The organism is Pseudomonas sp. L5B5, assembly GCF_020520285.1.
In the GTDB taxonomy this organism is placed as follows: Bacteria; Pseudomonadota; Gammaproteobacteria; order Pseudomonadales; family Pseudomonadaceae; genus Aquipseudomonas.
This window is the reverse complement of sequence record NZ_CP084742.1, coordinates 65,367-86,205: the sequence shown is the minus strand read 5'-3', so window position 1 is coordinate 86,205 and position 20,839 is coordinate 65,367. Positions and strand designations below refer to the sequence as shown.

Below are 20,839 nucleotides of genomic sequence, written 5' to 3'. Positions count from 1 at the left end.
CAGTGGGTTCAATCCGTCATCTGCAAGGCCCACTGCCGGGCGTACAGCCCGTCCAGGGCCAGCAACTGGTCGTGGGTGCCCTGCTCGAGCACCCGGCCGTGATCGATGACCAGGATCCGGTCGGCGTGGCGCAGGGTATTGAGGCGATGGGCCACGCTGATCACCGTGCGGCCCCGGGCGATGCTCCGCAGGTTGGCCATCACTGCCGCCTCCGACTCGTAATCCAGGGCGCTGGTGGCCTCGTCCAGGAGCAGGATCCCGGGGTTGCCCAGCAGCGCCCGGGCCAGGGCGATGCGCTGGCGCTGGCCGCCGGAAAGCTGGCCGCCACGTTCGCCGACCTGGGTCTCGTAGCCCTGGGCCAGGGTTTCAATGAAGTCCGCCGCCCCGGCAAGGCTGGCGGCGTGCTGCACCTGGGCATCACTGGCCTGGGGCCGGCACAGGCGAATGTTGTCGGCCACGCTGCCGGCGAACAGCACGCTTTCCTGGAGGACCACGCTCATGTTGCGGCGCAGGGCTACCGGGTCGGCGATGGCCAGGTCGATACCGTCCACCAGCACCCGACCGTGCTGGGGCACGTAGAGGCGCTGCAACAGGCGGGTCAGGGTCGATTTACCAGAGCCGGAAGGCCCGGTGATGCCGACGAATTCCCCCGGGCGAATCTCCAAATCGAGGTTGCGCAGGACCTCCTGGCCGTCTTCCTCATAACGAAAGCGCACCCCCTGGAAACTCACCGCGCCCTGCAATGCCGGCACCGAGGCCAGGCCGCCACTGCCGCTTTCGCACTCGGTGTCGAGAATGTCGCCCAGGCGCCGCAGTGAAATCAGGCTGTGCTGGAAGTCTTGCCAGACCTGGGCCAGGCGCAGGATGGGCTCCACCACATGGCCGGCCAGCATGTTGAAGGCCACCAGCTGGCCGGGGCTCAACTGGCCGTCCAGCACCAGCATCACGCCCCACCACAGCAACAGTGCCGCGGTGAGCTTCTGGATCAGGCCTATGCCCTGCCCGGCCCAGATACCGACGATGCGGGTGTGGAAAGCGGCGCGCACATAAGCCGCCAGTTGCCGTTGCCACTGCTGCTGGAAACCGCTCTCGATGGCCCCGGTCTTGATGGTCTCGATGCCGGTCACGGCCTCGGTGAGGAACGCGGTGTTGGCCGCGTTCAACTCGTACTCGCGCAGGGCGCGGCTGCGCAGCAAGGGCCCCACGCACAACCAGAAGAGGAAATACAGGGCCAGGGAACCCACCACCACCCAGGTCAGCAGCGGTGCGTAGGCATACATCACGGCGATGAACAGCCCGCAGAACGCCAGGTCCAGCACCAGGGTCAGGGCCGAGCCGGTCAGGAACTGGCGGATCTGCTGCATCTCGCCGACCCGGGCGATGATCTCGCCGGTCTGCCGGCCCTGGAAATACCCCAGGGGCAACTGGATCAGATGCTGGTACAGCCGCGCGGACAATTCGGCGTTGATCTTGCTCGCCACGTTGCTGAACAGCCAGGAGCGCAGCAGGCCGAACAGCGGCTCGAACAGGGCCAGGGCCAGCATGGCGATGCCCAGCACCTGCAGGCTGGACAGGCCGCGACTGACCAGGACCCGGTCGATGATGTTCTCGAACAGCAGCGGCGTGACCAGCGCCACCAGTTGCAGCATCAGCGACACCAGCAGCACGCTGCGAAATTGCCGGGCATGCTTGAGGATCGATGGCAGGAACCAGGCGATTCCGAAACCGCGCACCCGAGGTTCGACATGCCGCTCGGCCAGCAGCAGTACCTGGCCTTGCCAGAGCCCTGCAAGCGCTTCGATGGACACGCTTCGACACTGCCCCTGCAACGGCCAGAACAGCCGTGCCTGGTCACCGTCCACCGCGTCCAGCACCGCCCAGCCCTGGGTGGTTTCCAGCAGGGCCGGCAACGGCAGGTGCGACAAGCGCCGCACATGGCTTTGCACTGCGCGAGCCCGCAGGCCGATCCAGCCGGCGCAGCGCCGCAGGTCGAGGCTGTCGGCCAGCCCCTCGAGCCGCCCCAGGCGATGCTCCAGTTGCGCCGGGCTGATGCACAGGTCGAACCGCCCGGCGGCCCAGGCCAGCGCATGCAGGCCCGTGTCGAGCACTGTCGGGGCCTGTTCGGCCTCGGGATGGAAGGCTGTGGTCATGCTCAACGCTCCCGCAACGCTTCGGACTGATATTCGCGGATCGGCCCCAGCAGGTAATTGATCACCCGCCGCTCTCCAGTGCGGACCTCCCCGGTCACACTCATTCCGGCCTGCAAGGGCATCCGGTCCTGCCCCTGGGCGATCGCGTCGGGCGCAAGACGGATGCGGGTCGCAAACACCAGGCCCAACTGTTCATCCTTGATGGCGTCGCCAGAGACGTGCTCGACCGTGCCGCGCAAGGTGCCGTAGCGGGTGTAGGGAAAAGCGTCGACCTTGAGCTCCACCGGCTGGCCGGCCCTGACGAAACCGACATCCTTGTTCAGCACCATCACCTCGGCGTCCAGCTCGGCGCCCTCGGGCACGATCACCAGCAGTTGCTGCGCCGGCTGTACCGCGCCTCCCAGGGTATGCACCGCCAGTTGCTGGACCACGCCGTCCACCGGTGCCAGCAGGGTTTGCAGGCGCTGCCGATCGCGACCGCGGATCAGTTGCTGCTCGAGCACGGCGACATCCTGGCGGCTGCGGTTGAGCAGTTCGTGCTGCTCGCGCTGGGTCCTGGCCAGGAAACTGTCGCGCTGCTCCCGGCGGTTCTGCGCCTGGGCCTTGAGCACCTGCAACTCGGCATGTTGCTGGGCCAGGGAACGTTCGACCTCCAACTGCTCCTTTTCCTGCTCGAGCAGTTCGACCCGGGGCATCAACTGTTCGGCCGCCATGGCTCGGCGCGCATCGAGGCGCCGACGAACGTTGCTGGCCAGCTTGCCCAGGGCGGCAATCTCGCCATTGCGGGCCCGCTGGTTGGCCTGGTTGATGGCAATCTCGGCATTGAGGCTGTCGAGGTTGGCGCGGATCTCCTTCCAGGTGCTCGCCAATTGCTCCCGCGCCGCCGCGACCTGCTCCGCGTCCAGGCCGTCGGGTGCCTGGTAGCTGGCCAGCGGGTCCTCGGTCAACAGTGCGCGGGCCCGGGCCAGTTCCAGGCGCTTGAACAGCAGCTGCGCGCGCAACTCGCGCAGTTCGGCATCGATGCCGATCGGGTTCAGCGCCACCAGGACCTCACCGGCCTTGACCCTCTGGCCGTCACGCACATGGATCGAGCGGACCTCGCCGGCCTCGTGGGCCTGGATCACCTTGGTGTAGCTGGAGACCATCAGGCGCCCGGCGGCGCTGGCGTGAATGTCGAGGAAGCCGAGGATCGCCCAGCCCAGCGCCAGGACGATGGTCAGGATCAGCAGCAGTGCCGTGCCACGTGCCCAGGGCGCGGGCGGGCGCTCGACAATTTCCAGGTAACCGGGCTGGAACTCGTATTCGTCGCGGCTGCGCTTGAGCAGCGCCGGCGCCTCGCGCAGCCGGTGCCAGGTGCGGCGCAAGGACGGCAATGGGCCAGGCATCATGGGGCCTCCTTGTGCAGCGCCTGTTGCAGCGCCCACAAGCGCGCATAACAACCACCGTTGGCCAGCAGTTGCTGGTGGCTGCCCGACTCGCTGATACGCCCCCGCTCCAGGGCAATGATGCGTTGGCAATGGCGCACGGCGGAAAGGCGGTGGGCGATGATGATCACCGTGCGCCCCTCGGCGATGCGCGCCATGTTGTCCTGGATCAGCGCCTGGGACTCATCGTCCAGGGCACTGGTGGCTTCGTCGAAAATCAGGATGCGCGGATCGCCCATCAGCGCACGAGCGATGGCGATGCGTTGCCGCTGGCCACCGGACAGCGAGCTGCCCGCCTCGGCCAATACCGTGTCGTAGCCCAGCGGCAGGCGCAGGATGAACTCGTGGGCACCGGCCAGGCGCGCCGCGGCGATCACGCTTTCCAGGGACGCGGTCGGCTGGCGCAGGGCAATGTTGTGTCGCACGCTGCGGTTGAACAGGTAGTTTTCCTGCAGCACCACGCCGATCTGGCTGCGCAACCAGGCCGGCTGCAACTGCTGGAGCGGCAGGCCATCGATCAGGATGCGCCCGGCGTCCGGGGTATAGAGCTTCTGCAACAGGCGGGTAAGCGTGCTCTTGCCGGAACCGGAAGGCCCGACGATGCCCAGGGTCTGGCCAGCGGCGACTTGCAGGTCGAGGCCGCGCAGCACCAGCTCCAGTTCGGGACGATAGCGGAACGTCAGTTGCTCGATGCGCACCTCGCCGCGCAGGGCCTGCGCCGGACGCCGATCACCCTCGGCCTGCTCCACCGGCAGGTTGAGCATGTCGCCCAGCTTGTCCACCGACACCCGCACCCGCACGAACTGCTGCCAGACCTCGATCAGCTTGGCCACCGGCTGGCTGACGTGGGACAGCATCATGTTGAAGGCGATCAGTTGGCCAATGGTCATCTGCAGGTCGATGACCTTGCTCGCTCCCCAGCAGATCACCGCCACTGCCGTGACTTTCTGCAACAGCATCACCAGCTGGCTGATGGCACTGCCCAGGGTCTGGCTGGCAAAACCGGCCTCGACCATCTGCGCGGTCTGTGCCTCCCAGCGCCGCTGCATGCGCGGCTCCACCGCGAGGCTCTTGATGGTTTCGCTGCTGCTCACGCTTTCATTGAGAAATGCCGTGTTGCGTGCGGCACTCTGGAACTGGCGCTCGATGCGCTTCTCCAGCGGGCCGGTGCTGGCCCAGGCCAGCAGCCCATACAGCGGCAGGGTCAGCAGGACCAGCAGCGTCAGCGGCCAGGAGATCCACGCCATGACCGCGAAAAACACCAGGGTGAAGGCCACATCCACGCACAGGGTCAGCAACGAGCCGGTGAGAAACTCGCGGATGCTGTCCAGCTCCTGGACCCGGGTAATGATTGCGCCCACCTGGCGCTGCTTGAAGTACAGCAGTGGCAGGCCCAGCAGGTGGCGGAACAGCTTGACGCCAAGGCCGATATCGATGCGATTGGCGGTGTGGGCCGAGAGGTATTCGCGCAAGCCCTTGAGCAACACCTCGAACAGGCCGACCGCCACCAGCGTCATCACCAGCACATCGAGGGTCGACAGCGCCCGGTGCACCATGACCTTGTCCATCACCGCCTGGAAGAACAACGGAGTCGCCAGGGCCAGCACTTGCAGGACCAGCGAGCAGAGCAACACTTCGCCCAGTATCCGACGGTGACGCAGCAGCTCCGGAACGAACCAGGACAGGTCGAAACGCAGGCCGCCCTGGCGCAGGCGGATCACCTCGCCGCTCCAGGCCTCGGCCAGTTGCGCCCGGTCGATCACCTCGGGGGTCGGGGCGGCCGGGCGCTGCACCAGGGCCTGCGCATCGGACAACCGGGCCAGCAGGACAAAGCCACCGCTGCGCTCGCGCCAGACCAGGGGCAGCATCTTCGGGTTCAGCCGGGCCAGCGCCAGGCGTTCGAGACGCAGATCGACGCCGGCTACCCGGGCGTAATCCTTGAGCGCTCGGCGCAGGTCGTGAGGGTTTCCCGGGGACGCGGCGTGTGGCGGGCGCTCCTGGGTCAGTTGCAGCAGCAACTGGCAACAGGCCAGGGCCGAGTGGACGGCAGGTGAAGCGCAAGGCTGCGCCATCGCGGGGCTTTCGCCAGGAGCTGACGGCGCGGGTGTTTCGGGGTTGACTGGCATAGACCGCTCGTTTCAAGACCCCTACGGCAAGCGCATGGGTGCATGGAGATACGAAACCAGTCTGCGGCAGCTGCCCGAGAATGATAATCAGCCGCACAATTGAAAGCTTTCAAGCAAAACTTAATCAATCGAAACTTGATCAATCGAAACCCAGCCTCGGGTCAAACAGGCAGGTCCCCGCCCGGATGCCAGCTCATGTGCGAGGCAAAAAAAAGCCGGACTCGCGTCCGGCTTGTTCACCCCTGGGTTCAGGTGGCCTGCTGCCTGTGCATCAGCACCCGGGTGACCCTGCGCTCCTGCACCGTCACCACCTGCAGCGTCCAGTCCTGCCATTGCAGTCGATCACCAATCACCGGCAGGCGGTCCAGCAGGCTCATCACCAGCCCGGCCAGGGTCTGGTAGTCCTCGGTCGGCTCGGCGTTGAAACCGGTGCGCTGGCGAATCTGCGTCAGGTTCAACGCACCGCTGACCATGAACCCACCCTGCTCTTCGACGATGTCCGGACCTTCGATCTCGCTGGCGTCAGGCAGCTCGCCAGCGATGGATTCAAGGATGTCGGTCATGCTCAGCACGCCGACGAAGTCACCGAATTCGTTGATCACGAACGCGATGTGGGTCGAGGCCTTGCGCATCTGTTCCAGGGCATTGAGGATCGTGAAGCTGTCCAGCAGGTTGATCGTCGTGCGCGCCAGGTGGGCCAGGTTCGGCTCGTTGCCGGCCAGGTACTCCTTGAGCAATTCCTTCTTGTGCACAAAGCCCAACGGTTCTTCCACCGCGCCGTCACGAATCAGCGGCAGGCGCGAATAGGACGAATGCATCAGCTTGTCGCGAATGGCTTGGGCATCGTCCGCCAGGTCGATGTAGTCGACGTCGGCACGTACCGTCATCAGGCTGCGGATCGGTCGCTCGGCCAATTGCAGCACCCCGCTGATCATCACGCGCTCGCGGCGATCGAACAGCTCGGCGCTCGGCGCATCGCCAGTGTCCAGCAGGTCGGCGATCTCCTCGCCCACTTCCTCGACTGCCAGCCTGCGCCCGCCCAGCAGGCGCATCACGGCGTGGGCCGTGCGTTCGCGCATCGGCCGCAGGCCCTGCATGGACTTCTTGCGCCGGGCCCGGGCGATCTGGTTGAACAGCTCGATCAGGATCGAGAAGCCGATGGCCGCGTACAGGTAGCCCTTGGGAATATGGAAACCCAGGCCTTCGGCGGTCAGGCTGAAGCCGATCATCATCAAGAAGCCCAGGCACAGCATGATCACCGTCGGGTGGCTGTTGACGAAGCGGGTCAGCGGCTTGCTGGCCACGATCATCACGCCGATGGACACCACCACCGCGATCATCATCACTGCCAGGTGGTCCACCATGCCCACCGCGGTGATCACCGCGTCCAGGGAGAACACCGCGTCGAGCACCACGATCTGCGCGACGATGGGCCAGAACAGCGCATAGGTGGTGGGGCCGGCACGCTGGCTGACATGGCCTTCCAGGCGTTCATGCAACTCCATGGTGGCCTTGAACAGCAGGAACACACCACCGAACAGCATGATCAGGTCGCGACCCGAGAAGCTCTTCTCGAACACTTCGAACAGCGGCTGGGTCAGGGTCACCATCCAGGAAATGCTGGCCAGCAGGCCCAGGCGCATCAGCAGCGCCAGGGACAGGCCGATGATCCGCGCACGGTCACGCTGATGCGGCGGCAGCTTGTCGGCCAGGATAGCGATGAACACCAGGTTGTCGATGCCCAGCACCAGTTCCAGGACGATCAGGGTCAAGAGGCCAAGCCAGGCCGTGGGGTCTGCAATCCATTCCATAACTTATGTTCTCCGGAAAACTCAGGCGGCCAGGCGCGACACGGCGCCAAGGCGCAGGGCCTGGGGGACGGACGGGCAAGGATGGGAAACGGCGGGTGCCGGGACAGTAAGGCCACGGGCGTGGCAGCTTGGGCGCCTGCGCCTCAGGAGGACGGGATGAGGCGGGAAGTCATGGGGTAAAGCGGGACGGGAGCAGCGACTGGGAGGCTCCGAGAGCGTATTCATGCAAATCCTGAGTGATAAAACGGACTGGAAGATTACAAGGCCAGGGCCTCCAGGCCCCAGCGGCAAATCATTACAAGATTTTATCCACCCCACACATTACGTGTAGCCCCTGACGTCCGGGGTTTGCCTGGCGCCACGGGTGGCCGGCATTGCGGACGCTGCGCGCCCGTGCGCAGCCTCGCCCGCCCGTGCGCAGCCTCGCCCGCTCGGCAGCGGCTACAGGTTCCTGTGTTTCGTGTAGCCGCTGCCGCAGGCTGCGTACGGCTCGGCACGAGTCGCCTGGGCTGCATCCAGTACGCGGCGCGGGGCTTGTGGTCAGCGGCGGTGTTCGCGGCGCACTTGTTCGATGTAGCGGGCCACCGCCGGCGCCTGTTCGAAACGCCGATGGATCAGCGACAGCCAGGACGACGCCGAACTGCCGACGATCGGGCGGTACAGCACCTGGGGCAGGCTCAGATGACCCACCACCGATTCCGGCACCACCGCGACCCCCTGGCCCAGGGACACCAGCGCCATGACCGCCACCAGGCCGCCTGGCTGGGCACCGAGCCTGGGGGCATAACCGCCTTCGGCGGCCACCTCCAGGGTGCCGCTGATCTGCTCCGGCAGGATGAAGGTTTCATTGAGCAGATGCTCGCAGGCGATCTGCGGCAAGCGGCACAACCAGGACTCGGCCGACAGCGCCAGGACAAATCCTTCGGCATCCAGGCGGATCGCCTCGACGCCCTCGGGCAGGGTCATGGGCGAGCGGATGTAACCGACATCCAGGCGACCGTCGGCGATCCGCGCGGGCAAGGCCGCCATGGGGCTCTCGCGCACGTTCAGGCTGACATCCGGGCAATCCTGGACGAACCGCTGTACCTGCTTCTGCAGCAACCCCGAGTACACGGCCGAGGCCACGTAGCCGAGCTCGATATGACCGATCTCGCCGCGCCCTGCCCGCTGCGCATTGCGCTGTGCCAGCTCGAACTGGCGCACCGTGGCCTCGGCCTCCAGCAGCAGGGTGGCACCGGCCTCGGTCAGGCTGACTTCACGCTGCTGGCGCAGGAACAGGCGCGTGCCCAGGGCCAGCTCCATGTCCTGGATCTGCCGGCTCAGGGTCGGCGGCGCAATGCCCAACTGCTCGGCAGCGCGGGTGAAGTTGCGCTGGCGTGCCACCGCCAGGAAATAACGAAAGTGCCGAATGTCCATGGTGCATTAGCTCAAAGGTAATGAACTTCCCGCCCGCAGCTAACGAACAGCGCCAATGCCCGGGATAAGCTCGCAAGACCTCCACCTTAGAGAGCCCAAGCCATGCGCGTCAAACCTCTGCTTCTGGCCATGATCACCTGCTGCAGCCTGCAAGGGGCAGTAGCCGCCGAAACCCAAGCCACCGTTGCCCACAAGGCAATCCTGACCCTGGAGCGAGCCCAGGGCCTGCTCCAGGCGGCCCAGGAAACCGCCCGGGCCAAGGGGTGGCCCTGCGCCGTGGTGATTGTCGACGATGGCGGCTGGCCGATTCTCGGCGCGCGCATGGATGGCGCCCCGGTCGTGGCCGGGATCGAACTGGCCCAGGGCAAGGCGCGCACGTCGGCGCTGTTCCGCCGCCCCTCGGGCGACCTGGAAAACGCCATCAACGGCGGCCGCCCCGCCGCCCTCAGTGCCGGTCTGCTGATGATGAAGGGCGCCCAGCCGATCATCGTCGAAGGCCAGGTGGTGGGCGCCATCGGCGTCAGTGCCGACACCCCGGCCCATGATGATGAAATCGCCCTCGCGGCCCTGGCCAGCCTCAATCGGCAGAGTGCGCCATGAACCCTTCCACCAACCCGCGCCTGACCCTGCTGATCGCCTCGGGGGTCTGCTCGCTGATCGTCCTGGACACCAACATCGTCGCCGTTGCCCTGCCCAGCATCGCCCGGGACCTGGGGGCCGACTTCGCCGATATCGAATGGGTGGTCAGCGCCTACATGCTGGCCTTTGCCGCCCTGTTGCTGCCCGCCGGCAGCCTGGCCGACCGCTTCGGTCGCAAGCGCACCCTGTTGTGCGGGCTGGGCCTGTTCATCCTGGCCTCGGTGGGTTGTGGCGCCGCTCCCACGGCCCTGTTGCTGGACCTGGCCCGGGCGCTCAAGGGCGTGGGCGCGGCGCTGCTGCTGACCTCGGCCCTGGCCGCCATCGGCCATGCGTTCCATGACGAGGTGGAGCGTGCCAGGGCCTGGGCCTTCTGGGGCGGCTGCATGGGCCTGGCGATGACCGCCGCGCCCACGGTCGGCGGCCTGCTCACCGAGTATCTGGGCTGGCGCTGGATCTTCTACTTCAACGTGCCGGTGGGCGCGCTGTTGCTCTGGGGAGTGCTGCGCCAAGTACCGGAGTCTCGCGATACCCGGGCCGCGCGCCTGGACCTCTGGGGTAGCCTGGCCTTCAGCGCCAGCCTGTTGTGCCTGATCTGGGGCTTGATCGAGGCCAATCGCATAGGCTGGAGCCACCCGGCCACCGTCGCCCGCCTGTTGGCCGGCATGGCGCTGCTGGGGGTGTTCGTACTGGTCGAGCGCATGCAGCAGCGGCCCATGGTGGACCTGCAACTGTTTCGCCATCCGCGTTTCATCGGTGCCTTGCTGGGCATGTTCGCCTACGCCGGCTGCGCCCAGGTGATGATGACCCTGCTGCCCTTCTACCTGCAGAACGGCCTGGGCTTCACGGCCATTGCCTCGGGCCTGGGCATGCTGCCCTTTGCCCTGACGATGCTGATCTGCCCGCGAATCGGCGCCCGCCTGGCCGGCCGCTACACTCCGGCGACGCTGATGGCCGCTGGGTTGGCCCTGGTGGGCTGCGGCAACCTGCTCAGTGCCTGGGCGGTACAGGCCGGGGGCTACCTGAACTTCGCCGTGGCGATTGCCGTGACCGGCGCTGGCGCCGGCCTGCTCAACGGCGACACGCAGAAGAACATCATGGCCTGCGTGCCCCGGGAGCGTACCGGCATGGCCTCCGGGATGAGCACCACCATGCGTTTCAGCGCCATCATGCTGGCCATCGGCGTGTTCGGTGCCCTGCTGGGCAACCACACCCGTGAGCTCCTGCAAACCAGCCTGCGGCAGGTGCCCGGCCCCTGGCTGGCCCAAGCGCCGAAGATTGCCTCGCGAGTGGTGGCCGGCGACATGCAAGGTGCCCTGGCGAACCTGCCAGATAGCACCCGGGTGCTGGTCGAACCCCTGGCCCTGCAGGCCTTCACCAGCGGTTTTGGCCTGGTGCTGGCAGTCGCCGGATGCCTGGCCCTGCTGGGGGCGCTGGTGGTGGGTCGATTGATGCGCAACCCCTTGCCGCAAGCCCAGGGCCTGGCCCTGGAAACACCCTAGCGCCCAGCCGCTCCAGGTGCCGCCCTGGCACCTGGAGCGCGCTTGCAATTTCATAACAATCAGCAAATTGCCCGGTTTGCCGGCACACGGTTAAGGTGCGCGCTGAAGTCTGCACCCCTGCCAGGAGCCGCCTCGACCATGATCCGCGAAACGCCCGCCGCTCCCCACGCACCGATCAAGGTCGAACTGCATCTCCATGACCCGGGGAGAGCCACCGACCAGGCCTGCCCAGGGGCCGCTATGGCAGACGGGATACTCCGGGCAGCGGCCGCCGCCCGGTGCAGCTGCAGTGCCAGTGCCAGTGCCAGTGCCCAGCATCCCGACAACTCCCACGCCTATAGCGATTGCAAGGACGCCTGGATCCAGCAAGTGCAGGCCCAGGCTCTGGCCGAACACCGGCGCCACCACTGACCACATCACGAGGTAGTCATGCAGCATCCACGGGTAACAGTGCTGGGCGCGGGTATCGTCGGCGCCTCCATCGCCTACCATCTGGCCCGTCAGGGCGCCCAGGTGACCGTGCTGGAACAGGCCACACCCGGCTCGGGAGTCACCGGCCATTCGTTCGCCTGGATCAACCCGCACGGGGAATTCCCCAGTGCCGCACGCGCCTTGCGCGAGCAGGCGCTGACCGACTACCGGCGCCTGCAGCAGGAACTGCCGAGGCTGCGGATCGGTTGGTCCGGCGCGCTGTGCTACTACGACACGGACCCCGCGCCAGCCGCTGCGCAGCCTCCAGGCAATGCCCGCCAGTGGTTGGAGCGCGAGCGCATCGCCGAGCTTGAACCCAACCTGCAACCCGTGCCGGAGCACGCCCGGTTCGCCCCCGGCGAAGGCAGCCTGGACCCGCTGGCCACCACCCTGTGCCTGCTCGAAGGGGCCCGCGCCCGTGGTGCCCGGGTGCTCACCCAGACCCCGGCGCTGGAACTGCAAGTGCAAGACCGGCAGGTGATCGGCGTGGCCACCGCCGCCGGGGTCTACCACGCCGACCACCTGGTGCTGGCCGCCGGTTGCGGCACCCCCGCGCTGCTGGCATCGCTGGGCATCGAGCTGCCACTGCATGCTTCGCCGTCGATCCTGTTGCGCCTGGACGCTCCGCGGGGGCTGGTCAAGACCCTGGTGTCCAACAGCCAGCTGGAAGTGCGCGAAGCCAGCGACGGCAGCCTGCTGGCGGCCGAGGACTACATCGCCACCGAGGGGCCCGCAGGCCCCGAGGCGGTGGCCCGGCAAGCCCTGGCCAGCATCCGCCAGGCCTTCCGGGGCGCCGAGGCCGTCACCCTGCGCAGCGTCGAAGTGGGCCAGCGGCCGATGCCCGATGACCAACTGCCAATCATCGGGCCGCTCAGCGCACATCCCGGGCTGTACCTGGCAGTGATGCACGCCGGCGTGACCCTGGCCCCCACGGTCGGGCGCCTGGTCAGCCAAGAGTTGCTGCAGGGACATCGCTGCGCCGAACTCGCCCCCTGTCGCCCCGCCCGCTTCGGTCTCTGAGCGCTCGTCCCATGGCCGAGGGGCCGGTACACCTGCCAGGCTGAAAGGTGGCCTGGCGCAGTCCTTCGCACGGGTCTGCGGGGCGTTGTGTGCATGGCGCCAGTCCCTCCGAGGGTGCCTCGGCCGCGCGGGTAGGACGGGTTCAGCCGTTGCGCGCCAGCTGGAAGATCGGGCGGCGGCACCAGCGTTGACGTTCCCTGGCATCGACGCTGCTTTGCACAGCTTTAGGGAATCATCCGCCCTCGCCTGCTGTCCCCTGTTGATCGCAACGATTTCCCATCCGACGGCAGGAGAACTCCATGGCGACCATCACCATTGCCCGACAACTGGCACAGACCCTCGAACAAGCCGGGGTCAAGCGCATCTGGGGGCTGACCGGCGACAGCCTCAACGGCCTGACCGATGCCCTGAACAACATGCAGAGCATCGAATGGATGCATGTACGCCATGAGGAGGTGGCGGCCTTTGCCGCCGGTGCCGAAGCGGCCATCACCGGCCAACTGGCGGTGTGCGCCGGCAGTTGCGGCCCGGGCAACCTGCACCTGATCAACGGCCTGTTCGACTGTCACCGCAGCCGGGTGCCGGTGCTGGCCATCGCCGCACAGATCCCCTCCTCGGAAATCGGCCTGGACTATTTCCAGGAAACCCATCCCCAAGAGCTGTTCAAGGAATGCAGCCACTTCGTCGAACTGGTCAGCAACCCGGCGCAGATGCCCGAAGTGCTGCACCGGGCCATGCGCAGCGCGATCCTCAATCGCGGCGTGGCGGTGGTGGTGATCCCGGGTGACGTGGCCTTGCAGCAGGTGCCAGCGGCCAGCAAGGCGTGGCCGCCCCTGCACGCGCCACGCACCCTGCCGGCGCCCCAGGACCTGGACCGCCTGGTGGAGTTGCTCAGCCACAGCCAGGCCGTGACCCTGCTGTGCGGCAGTGGCTGCGCCGGGGCCCATGACCAGGTAGTGGCCCTGGCCGACGCCCTCGGCGCACCGGTGGTGCATGCCCTGCGCGGCAAGGAGCATATCGAATGGGACAACCCCTTCGATGTCGGCATGACCGGGCTGATCGGCTTCAGCTCCGGTTATCACGCCATGCTCAACTGCGACACGTTGGTGGTGCTGGGCAGCGACTTTCCCTACCGCCAGTTCTATCCCGAGGACGCCTGCGTGATCCAGATCGACCGCGATCCCCAGGCGCTGGGTCGGCGAGTTCCCCTGGACCTGGGAGTGGTCGGCGATGTCAGCGAGACCCTCGCCGCCCTGCTGCCGCGCCTGCCTTACCAGGGCAACCGCCGTTTCCTGGAGACCTCCCTGGAGCACTACGCCAAGGCCCGCCAGGGCCTGGACGACCTGGCCCGGCCTGCGGCACCGGGACGGCCGGTCCACCCGCAGTACCTCACCCACCTCGTCAGCGAACTGGCGGACGCCGATGCCATTTTCACTGCCGACGTCGGCACCCCCACGGTCTGGGCCGCACGCTACCTGAAGATGAACGGCCAACGGCGCCTGCTGGGGTCGTTCAACCACGGCTCCATGGCCAACGCCATGCCCCAGGCCATGGGCGCCCAGGCCGCCTACCCCGGGCGCCAGGTGATCGCCCTGGCCGGCGACGGCGGCTTCAGCATGCTGATGGGGGATTTCATCTCCCTGGCCCAACTCAAACTGCCGGTGAAGATCATCGTCTACGACAACTCCGCCCTGGGCTTCGTCGCCATGGAGATGAAGTCCGCCGGCTACCTGGACACCGGCACCGACCTGCACAACCCGGACTTCGCCGCCATGGCCAATGCCATGGGCATCCTCGGCCTGCGGGTGGAAGATTCCGAAGGCCTGGAAGGCGCCCTGCGCACCGCCCTGGAACATGACGGCCCGGTGCTGGTGGACGTGGTCACCGCCACCCAGGAACTGGTCATCCCGCCGGCGATCAAGCTGGAGCAAGCCAAGGGCATGAGCCTGTACATGCTCAAGGCGGTGATGAGCGGGCGTGGCGACGAGGTGGTGGAGCTGGCCCGGACCAACTGGCCCAAGGGCAGTTGGTTCAAGATCAGATAAGAAGGGGCTGCCCCCCGAAGAATACCGGGCCCCGTGTCAGCGCAGCCTCTGATGAAGGCGTCCATCCATGACAATTGCTGCAGGAGCCTCCACCCAGGGTGGCGTCTGGAAAACCACCACATCGCAGGTATTGGCGCGTTTGCGCCAATACTGGCCTGCGCTCCCTCCTCATCGATCTGGATTCGCTCCAGCCATCACATGGATGATCCCGCCACAGGACCTCCTGGAGGGACACCTGGGAAAACTGCCCCGCAACGGGGCGGGAGACCGTAGTGATCTTTGAGTGATCCGATCATTTTTGAGCGGCTCGCCTCTTGCGCAATCTGCGGTGCATGAACTCATGTTCAAAACATATGGCTACGTCAGGCCAACACCCTGAACGGCAGACTGATTGGCCGCAAAAAAGCACGCGGTACCTTCCTTTAGAACAAATGCCTTGGCTTTCAAGAATGGTAATTCGGAAACGGAAGATGCATCGCTTTTCCGGCGGTCTAGAGTCTAATCCGACAAACACATTGATAGGCCTCTTGCACGGATGCACGGAGACTGGCGGCCTTGCCCTCCTTACAGACCGTCAGCCTTGAAACAAGGAGTGTTATGAACAAGCCGATCAGGAATATCGTCATCGTGGGCGGCGGTACTGCGGGCTGGATGGCCGCCTCGTACCTCGTCCGGGCGCTCCAGCAGCAGGTAGACATTACGCTCATCGAGTCTGCGGCGATCCCCCGGATCGGCGTGGGCGAGGCGACCATCCCGAGTTTGCAGAAGGTGTTCTTCGACTTCCTCGGGATACCGGAGCGGGAGTGGATGCCCCAAGTGAACGGTGCGTTCAAGGCCGCGATCAAGTTCGTGAACTGGAGAAAGCCTCTCGACCCATCACGTGCCGATCACTTCTACCATTTGTTCGGCAATGTGCCGAACTGCGACGGCGTGCCGCTTACCCACTACTGGCTGCGCAAGCGCGAACAGGGCTTCCAGCAGCCGATGGAGTACGCGTGCTACCCGCAGCCCGGGGCGCTCGACGGCAAGCTGGCACCCTGCCTGCCCGACGGCACCCGCCAGATGTCCCACGCGTGGCACTTCGACGCGCACCTGGTGGCCGATTTCTTGAAGCGCTGGGCCGTCGAGCGTGGGGTCAACCGCGTGGTCGACGAGGTCATGGAGGTTCAACTGAACGACCGCGGCTACATCTCCACCCTGTTGACCAAGGGGGGGCGGAAGCTGGAGGCGGACCTGTTCATCGACTGCTCCGGCATGCGGGGGCTCCTGATCAATCAGGCCCTGAAGGAGCCCTTCATCGACATGTCCGACTACCTGCTGTGCGACAGCGCGGTCGCCAGCGCCGTGCCCAACGACGACGCGCGCGACGGGGTCGAGCCGTACACTTCCGCGATCGCCATGAACTCGGGGTGGACCTGGAAGATTCCGATGCTGGGCCGGTTCGGCAGCGGCTACGTCTTCTCGAGCAAGTTCACCTCGCGCGACCAGGCTACCGCCGATTTCCTCAACCTCTGGGGCCTCTCGGACAATCAGCCGCTCAACCAGATCAAGTTCCGGGTCGGACGCAACAAGCGGGCGTGGGTCAACAATTGTGTCTCGATCGGGCTGTCGTCGTGCTTTCTCGAGCCCCTGGAATCGACGGGCATCTACTTCATCTACGCGGCGCTTTACCAGCTCGTGAAGCACTTCCCCGACACCTCGTTCGACTCGCGGTTGCGCGATGCATTCAACGCCGAGATCGTCTACATGTTTGACGACTGCCGAGACTTCGTCCAGGCGCACTATTTCACCACGTCGCGCGAAGACACGCCGTTCTGGCTCGCGAACCGGCACGAACTGCGGCTATCGGACGCCATCCAGGAGAAGGTGCAGCGCTACAAGGCGGGGCTGCCGCTGACCACCACGTCGTTCGACGATTCCACGTACTACGAGACCTTCGACTACGAATTCAAGAATTTCTGGTTGAACGGCAACTACTACTGCATCTTTGCCGGCTTGGGCATGCTGCCCGACCGGTCGCTACCGCTCTTGCAGCACCGGCCCGAGTCGATCGAGAAGGCCGAGGCGATGTTCGCCAGCATCCGGCGCGAGGCCGAGCGCCTGCGGACCAGCCTGCCGACGAACTACGACTACCTGCGCTCGCTGCGTGACGGCGACGCGCAGCTGTCTGGCAACCAGCGCGGGCCGACGCTCGCGACGCGGGAAGGCCGGTAGTGGAACTCGCCTTGAACCGGGTATCCGCATTCGCCACCACCCACGCTGCCGTGGCGGCTTGTGATCCGTTAAACGCACGTTCCCTGGTTCTGCAGCTGCCGGGCCTGAACCGTAACAAGGACGTGCCCGGCATCATCGGCCTGCTGCGCGAGTTCCTCCCGGCGCGCGGCGTGCCCTCCGGCTGGGGCTTCGTCGAAGCCGCCGCCGCGATGCGGGATATCGGGTTTTTCCTGGGGTCGCTCAAGCGGCACGGACACGAGCCCACGGACGTGGTGCCCGGGCTCGAACGGGTGCTGCTGGACTTGGCACGCGTGACCGACATGCCGCCGCGCGAGACGCTCCTGCATGTGACGGTCTGGAACCCTGAAGCGGCCGACGCGCAGCGCAGTTACACCGGGCTGCGCGACGAAGCGCATCTGCTCGAGAGCGTGCGCATCTCGATGGCGGCCCTGGAGGCAGCCATCGCGGTGACCGTCGAGCTGTTCGATGTGCCCCTGCGGTCGCCCGCGTTCGTGCAAGGGTGCGCCGAGCTGGAAGCCTATCTGCAGAAAATGGTCGAATCGATCGTCTACGCGTACCGCTTCATCTCGCCGCAGGTCTTCTACGATGAACTGCGCCCCTTCTACGATCCGATCCAAGTCGGGGGCCAGAGCTACCTCGGCCCCGGTGCCGTGGAAATGCCGCTCTTCGTGCTGGAGCACGTCCTGTGGGGCTCGCAAACGGACGACCAGGCCTATCGAGAATTCAAGGAGACGTACCTGCCCTACGTGCTTCCCGCGTACAGGGCGGTCTACGCTCGGTTCGCCGAGGGGCCGGCGCTCCTGGACCGTGCGCTCGGCGAAGCGCGAGCGGTCGGTGCACGGGACGAGCCCGCCCGGGCCGGGCTGGTAGCCCTCGAGCGGGTCCTCAAGGTCCTGCTGCGCTTCCGGGCGCCTCACCTCAAATTGGCGGAGCGGGCGTATGAAGTCGGGCGAAGCGGCCCAGCAACCGGCAGCGGGGGGTACGCGCCCAGCATGCTCGTTGATCTACTCACGCTCACGTGTGCCGCGCGGTCCCGCATCCGCACCGCGCTCGACGAATCCTGATGCGCGCGACCCAGTGTTATCCCACAAGGAGAGTTTGCCCCCATGACTCAGAAGAGCCCCGCGAACGGACACGATAGCAACCACTTCGACGTAATCATCCTCGGCTCGGGCATGTCCGGCACCCAGATGGGGGCCATCCTGGCCAAACAACAGTTTCGCGTGCTGATCATCGAAGAGTCAGCGCACCCGCGGTTCACGATCGGCGAGTCGTCGATCCCCGAGACATCTCTCATGAACCGCATCATCGCTGATCGCTACGGCATTCCGGAGCTCGACCACATCACGTCGTTCTACTCGACGCAGCGTTACGTCTCGTCGAGCACCGGCATCAAGCGCAACTTCGGTTTCGTGTTCCACAAACCCGGCCAGGAGCACGACCCGAAGGAGTTCACGCAGTGCGTCATTCCCGAGCTGCCCTGGGGGCCGGAGAGCCATTATTACCGGCAAGACGTCGACGCCTACCTGTTGCAAGCCGCCATCAAATACGGCTGCAAGGTCCGCCAGAAGACTAGCGTGACCGACTACCACGCCGATAAAGACGGCGTCGCGGTGACCACCACCGAGGGCGAACGGTTCACCGGCCGATACATGATCGACTGCGGAGGCCCCCGAGCGCCGCTGGCGACCAAGTTCAAGCTCCGCGAAGAACCCTGTCGCTTCAAGACGCACTCGCGCAGCCTCTACACGCACATGCTCGGGGTCAAGCCGTTCGACGACATCTTCAAGGTCAAGGGGCAGCGCTGGCGCTGGCACGAGGGGACCTTGCACCACATGTTCACAGGTGGCTGGCTCTGGGTGATTCCGTTCAACAACCACGCGCGGTCGACCAACAACCTGGTGAGTGTCGGCCTGCAACTCGACCCGCGGATTTACCCGAAAACGGACATCAGTGCGCAGCAAGAATTCGCTGAGTTCCTTGCACGGTTCCCGAGCATAGGGGCTCAGTTCCAGGACGCCGTGCCGGTGCGCGACTGGGTCAGGACCGACCGCCTGCAGTTCTCGTCGACCGCCTGCATCGGCGACCGCTACTGCCTGATGCTGCACGCGAACGGGTTCATCGACCCGCTGTTCTCCCGGGGCCTGGAGAACACCGCGGTGACCATCCACGCGCTCGCGGCGCGCCTCATCAAGGCGCTACGCGACGACGACTTCTCCCCCGAGCGCTTCGAGTACATCGAGCGCCTGCAGCAAAAGCTTCTGGACCACAACGACGACTTCGTCAGCTGCTGCTACACGGCGTTCTCGGACTTCCGTCTATGGGATGCGTTCCACAGGCTGTGGGCAGTCGGCACGATCCTCGGGCAATTCCGGCTCGTACAAGCCCACGCGAGGTTCCGCGCGTCGCGCGACGAGGGCGACCTGGATCACCTCGACAACGACCCCCCGTACCTCGGGTACCTGTGCGCGGACATGGAGGAGTACTACCTGTTGTTCAACGACGCCAAAGCCGAGGTCGAGGCTGTGAGCGCCGGGCACCAGTCGGCTGCGCAGGCCGCGGTGCGGATCCACGCCCTCATCGACGAACGAGAATTCGCCAAGCCGATGTTCGGCTTCGGGTACTGCATCACCGGGGACAAGCCGCAGCTCAACAACTCGAAGTACAGCCTGATACCGGCGATGAGGCTGATGTACTGGACGCAGACCAGAGCACCGGCAGAGGTGAAAAAGTACTTCGACTACAACCCGATGTTCGCGCTGCTCAAGGCGTACGTCACGACCCGCATCGGCCTGGCTCTGAAGAAGTAGCCGGCCGAGGACGACATGAACGCTATGAACAACATTCAACTGGATCAGCCGAGCATCAAGCAGCATCCCCCGGGGGCGCACGACGCCACCACGCGCGTGGCCGCGAGCTGGTACGTCGCGATGCGTTCGAACGCCCTCAGGGACAAGCCGAAGGAATTGACGCTCTTTGGCCGCCCGTGCGTGGCGTGGCGCGGAGCGACGGGACGGGCCGTGGTGATGGATCGCCACTGCCCGCACCTGGGCGCGAACCTGGCTGACGGGCAGGTCAAGGACGGGTGCATCCAATGCCCGTTTCACCACTGGCGGTATAACGAGCAAGGCCAGTGCGTTCACATCCCCGGCCACAGCCAGGCGGTACGCCAGTTGGAGCCCGTGCCGCGCGGGGCGCGCCAGCCAACGTTGGTCACCGCCGAGCGATACGGCTACGTGTGGGTCTGGTACGGCTCCCCGCAGCCGCTGCACCCGCTGCCCGAAATCGCCGCGGCCGATGTCGACAATGGCGACTTCATGCACCTGCACTTCGCGTTCGAGACGACGACGGCGGTCTTGCGGATCGTCGAGAACTTCTACGACGCACAGCACGCAACCCCCGTGCACGCGCTGCCGATCTCGGCCTTCGAGCTCAAGCTCTTCGACGACTGGCGCCGGTGGCCGGAGGTTGAATCGCTGGCCCGGGCGGGCGCGTGGTTCGGTGCCGGGATCGACTTCACCGTGAACCGGTACTTCGGTCCACTCGGCATGCTGTCGCGCGCGCTCGGCCTGAACATGTCGCAGATGAACCTGCACTTCGATGGCTACCCCGGTGGGTGCGTCATGACCGTTGCCTTGGACGCCGACGTCAAATACAAGCTGCTCCAGTGCGTGACGCCGGTGAGCGAGGGCAAGAACGTCATGCACATGCTCATCTCGATCAAGAAGGTGGGCGGCGCCCTGCGCCGCGCGACCGACTTCGTGCTGTTCGGGCTGCAGACCAGGCAGGCAGCCGGGTACGACGTCAAGATCTGGAACGGGATGAAGCCCGACGGCGGCGGCGCGTACAGCAAGTACGACAAGCTCGTGCTCAGGTACCGTGCGTTCTACCGGGGCTGGGTCGACCGGGTCGAGAGCGAGCGGTAGTGCGTGAGGCCGAGCCGGTATCGGCCGTGTCGCTGTGCCAGGCGCTCGCGAACCTGGCGAGTGGCGTCACGGTCATC

Annotated in this window: 14 protein-coding genes; 9 read left to right on the top strand and 5 right to left on the bottom strand. The window is 66.0% G+C overall.

Annotated elements, in window-relative coordinates:
* Positions 1-8 precede the first annotated feature (8 nt).
* From LGQ10_RS00330 to LGQ10_RS00310, 5 genes are all read right to left on the bottom strand, one after another.
* Positions 9-2,150: a type I secretion system permease/ATPase gene (locus LGQ10_RS00330; protein WP_226524285.1), complete on the bottom strand. Its 2,142-nt coding sequence runs from the start codon at positions 2,148-2,150 to the stop codon at positions 9-11.
* A 2-nt stretch (positions 2,151-2,152) separates the two neighbouring features.
* The gene (locus LGQ10_RS00325; protein ID WP_226524284.1) at positions 2,153-3,538 is read right to left on the bottom strand and encodes an HlyD family type I secretion periplasmic adaptor subunit; all 1,386 of its coding nucleotides are present in this window, start codon (positions 3,536-3,538) and stop codon (positions 2,153-2,155) included.
* Positions 3,535-5,646, bottom strand: a complete 2,112-nt coding sequence (locus LGQ10_RS00320) for a type I secretion system permease/ATPase (RefSeq protein ID WP_226526065.1) — start codon at positions 5,644-5,646, stop codon at positions 3,535-3,537. Before LGQ10_RS00320 ends, LGQ10_RS00325 begins: the two co-directional genes overlap by 4 nt.
* Positions 5,647-5,948: 302 nt before the next feature.
* Entirely contained in the window at positions 5,949-7,511 is a 1,563-nt protein-coding gene (locus LGQ10_RS00315) for a TerC family protein (protein WP_226524283.1), read from the bottom strand.
* A gap of 540 nt (positions 7,512-8,051) precedes the next feature.
* A complete protein-coding gene (locus LGQ10_RS00310; protein ID WP_226524282.1) occupies positions 8,052-8,927 on the bottom strand; it encodes a LysR family transcriptional regulator in 876 nt (291 codons plus the stop codon).
* Between the two features lie 102 nt (positions 8,928-9,029).
* Between LGQ10_RS00310 and LGQ10_RS00305 the strand changes: the two genes are divergently transcribed.
* From LGQ10_RS00305 to LGQ10_RS00265, 9 genes are all read left to right on the top strand, one after another.
* Positions 9,030-9,527: a GlcG/HbpS family heme-binding protein gene (locus LGQ10_RS00305; RefSeq protein ID WP_058436966.1), complete on the top strand. Its 498-nt coding sequence runs from the start codon at positions 9,030-9,032 to the stop codon at positions 9,525-9,527.
* Positions 9,524-11,065: an MFS transporter gene (locus LGQ10_RS00300; protein ID WP_226524281.1), complete on the top strand. Its 1,542-nt coding sequence runs from the start codon at positions 9,524-9,526 to the stop codon at positions 11,063-11,065. The genes LGQ10_RS00305 and LGQ10_RS00300 overlap by 4 nt, the downstream gene beginning before the upstream one ends.
* A 138-nt stretch (positions 11,066-11,203) precedes the next feature.
* Positions 11,204-11,476, top strand: a complete 273-nt coding sequence (locus LGQ10_RS00295) for a hypothetical protein (protein WP_226524280.1) — start codon at positions 11,204-11,206, stop codon at positions 11,474-11,476.
* Between the two features lie 18 nt (positions 11,477-11,494).
* Positions 11,495-12,556: an NAD(P)/FAD-dependent oxidoreductase gene (locus tag LGQ10_RS00290; protein WP_226524279.1), complete on the top strand. Its 1,062-nt coding sequence runs from the start codon at positions 11,495-11,497 to the stop codon at positions 12,554-12,556.
* Between the two features lie 299 nt (positions 12,557-12,855).
* Positions 12,856-14,601: a ubiquinone-dependent pyruvate dehydrogenase gene (gene poxB, locus LGQ10_RS00285; RefSeq protein ID WP_058436963.1), complete on the top strand. Its 1,746-nt coding sequence runs from the start codon at positions 12,856-12,858 to the stop codon at positions 14,599-14,601.
* A gap of 597 nt (positions 14,602-15,198) precedes the next feature.
* Complete coding sequence (locus LGQ10_RS00280) at positions 15,199-16,815, top strand: tryptophan halogenase family protein (RefSeq protein ID WP_058436962.1); 1,617 nt, start codon at positions 15,199-15,201, stop codon at positions 16,813-16,815.
* Positions 16,815-17,900, top strand: coding sequence for a monodechloroaminopyrrolnitrin synthase PrnB family protein (locus LGQ10_RS00275; protein ID WP_226524278.1), 1,086 nt, complete (start codon positions 16,815-16,817; stop codon positions 17,898-17,900). The genes LGQ10_RS00280 and LGQ10_RS00275 overlap by 1 nt, the downstream gene beginning before the upstream one ends.
* Before the next feature lie 42 nt (positions 17,901-17,942).
* Entirely contained in the window at positions 17,943-19,646 is a 1,704-nt protein-coding gene (locus tag LGQ10_RS00270; protein WP_226524277.1) for an NAD(P)/FAD-dependent oxidoreductase, read from the top strand.
* Between the two features lie 24 nt (positions 19,647-19,670).
* On the top strand, positions 19,671-20,762 hold the full coding sequence (locus LGQ10_RS00265) for a Rieske 2Fe-2S domain-containing protein (protein ID WP_226524276.1): 1,092 nt from the start codon (positions 19,671-19,673) through the stop codon (positions 20,760-20,762).
* Positions 20,763-20,839 lie beyond the last annotated feature (77 nt).

Excerpts from the sequence above, each read along its gene's own strand:
- LGQ10_RS00295 (WP_226524280.1), top strand. The coding sequence starts at position 11,204 with ATGATCCGCGAAACGCCCGCCGCTCCCCACGCACCGATCAAGGTCGAA.
- LGQ10_RS00300 (WP_226524281.1), top strand. The coding sequence starts at position 9,524 with ATGAACCCTTCCACCAACCCGCGCCTGACCCTGCTGATCGCCTCGGGG.
- LGQ10_RS00265 (WP_226524276.1), top strand. The coding sequence starts at position 19,671 with ATGAACAACATTCAACTGGATCAGCCGAGCATCAAGCAGCATCCCCCG.
- LGQ10_RS00270 (WP_226524277.1), top strand. The coding sequence starts at position 17,943 with ATGACTCAGAAGAGCCCCGCGAACGGACACGATAGCAACCACTTCGAC.
- LGQ10_RS00325 (WP_226524284.1), bottom strand. The coding sequence starts at position 3,538 with ATGATGCCTGGCCCATTGCCGTCCTTGCGCCGCACCTGGCACCGGCTG.
- LGQ10_RS00280 (WP_058436962.1), top strand. The coding sequence starts at position 15,199 with ATGAACAAGCCGATCAGGAATATCGTCATCGTGGGCGGCGGTACTGCG.
- poxB (WP_058436963.1), top strand. The coding sequence starts at position 12,856 with ATGGCGACCATCACCATTGCCCGACAACTGGCACAGACCCTCGAACAA.
- LGQ10_RS00320 (WP_226526065.1), bottom strand. The coding sequence starts at position 5,646 with ATGGCGCAGCCTTGCGCTTCACCTGCCGTCCACTCGGCCCTGGCCTGT.
- LGQ10_RS00310 (WP_226524282.1), bottom strand. The coding sequence starts at position 8,927 with ATGGACATTCGGCACTTTCGTTATTTCCTGGCGGTGGCACGCCAGCGC.
- LGQ10_RS00315 (WP_226524283.1), bottom strand. The coding sequence starts at position 7,511 with ATGGAATGGATTGCAGACCCCACGGCCTGGCTTGGCCTCTTGACCCTG.
- LGQ10_RS00290 (WP_226524279.1), top strand. The coding sequence starts at position 11,495 with ATGCAGCATCCACGGGTAACAGTGCTGGGCGCGGGTATCGTCGGCGCC.
- LGQ10_RS00330 (WP_226524285.1), bottom strand. The coding sequence starts at position 2,150 with ATGACCACAGCCTTCCATCCCGAGGCCGAACAGGCCCCGACAGTGCTC.
- LGQ10_RS00305 (WP_058436966.1), top strand. The coding sequence starts at position 9,030 with ATGCGCGTCAAACCTCTGCTTCTGGCCATGATCACCTGCTGCAGCCTG.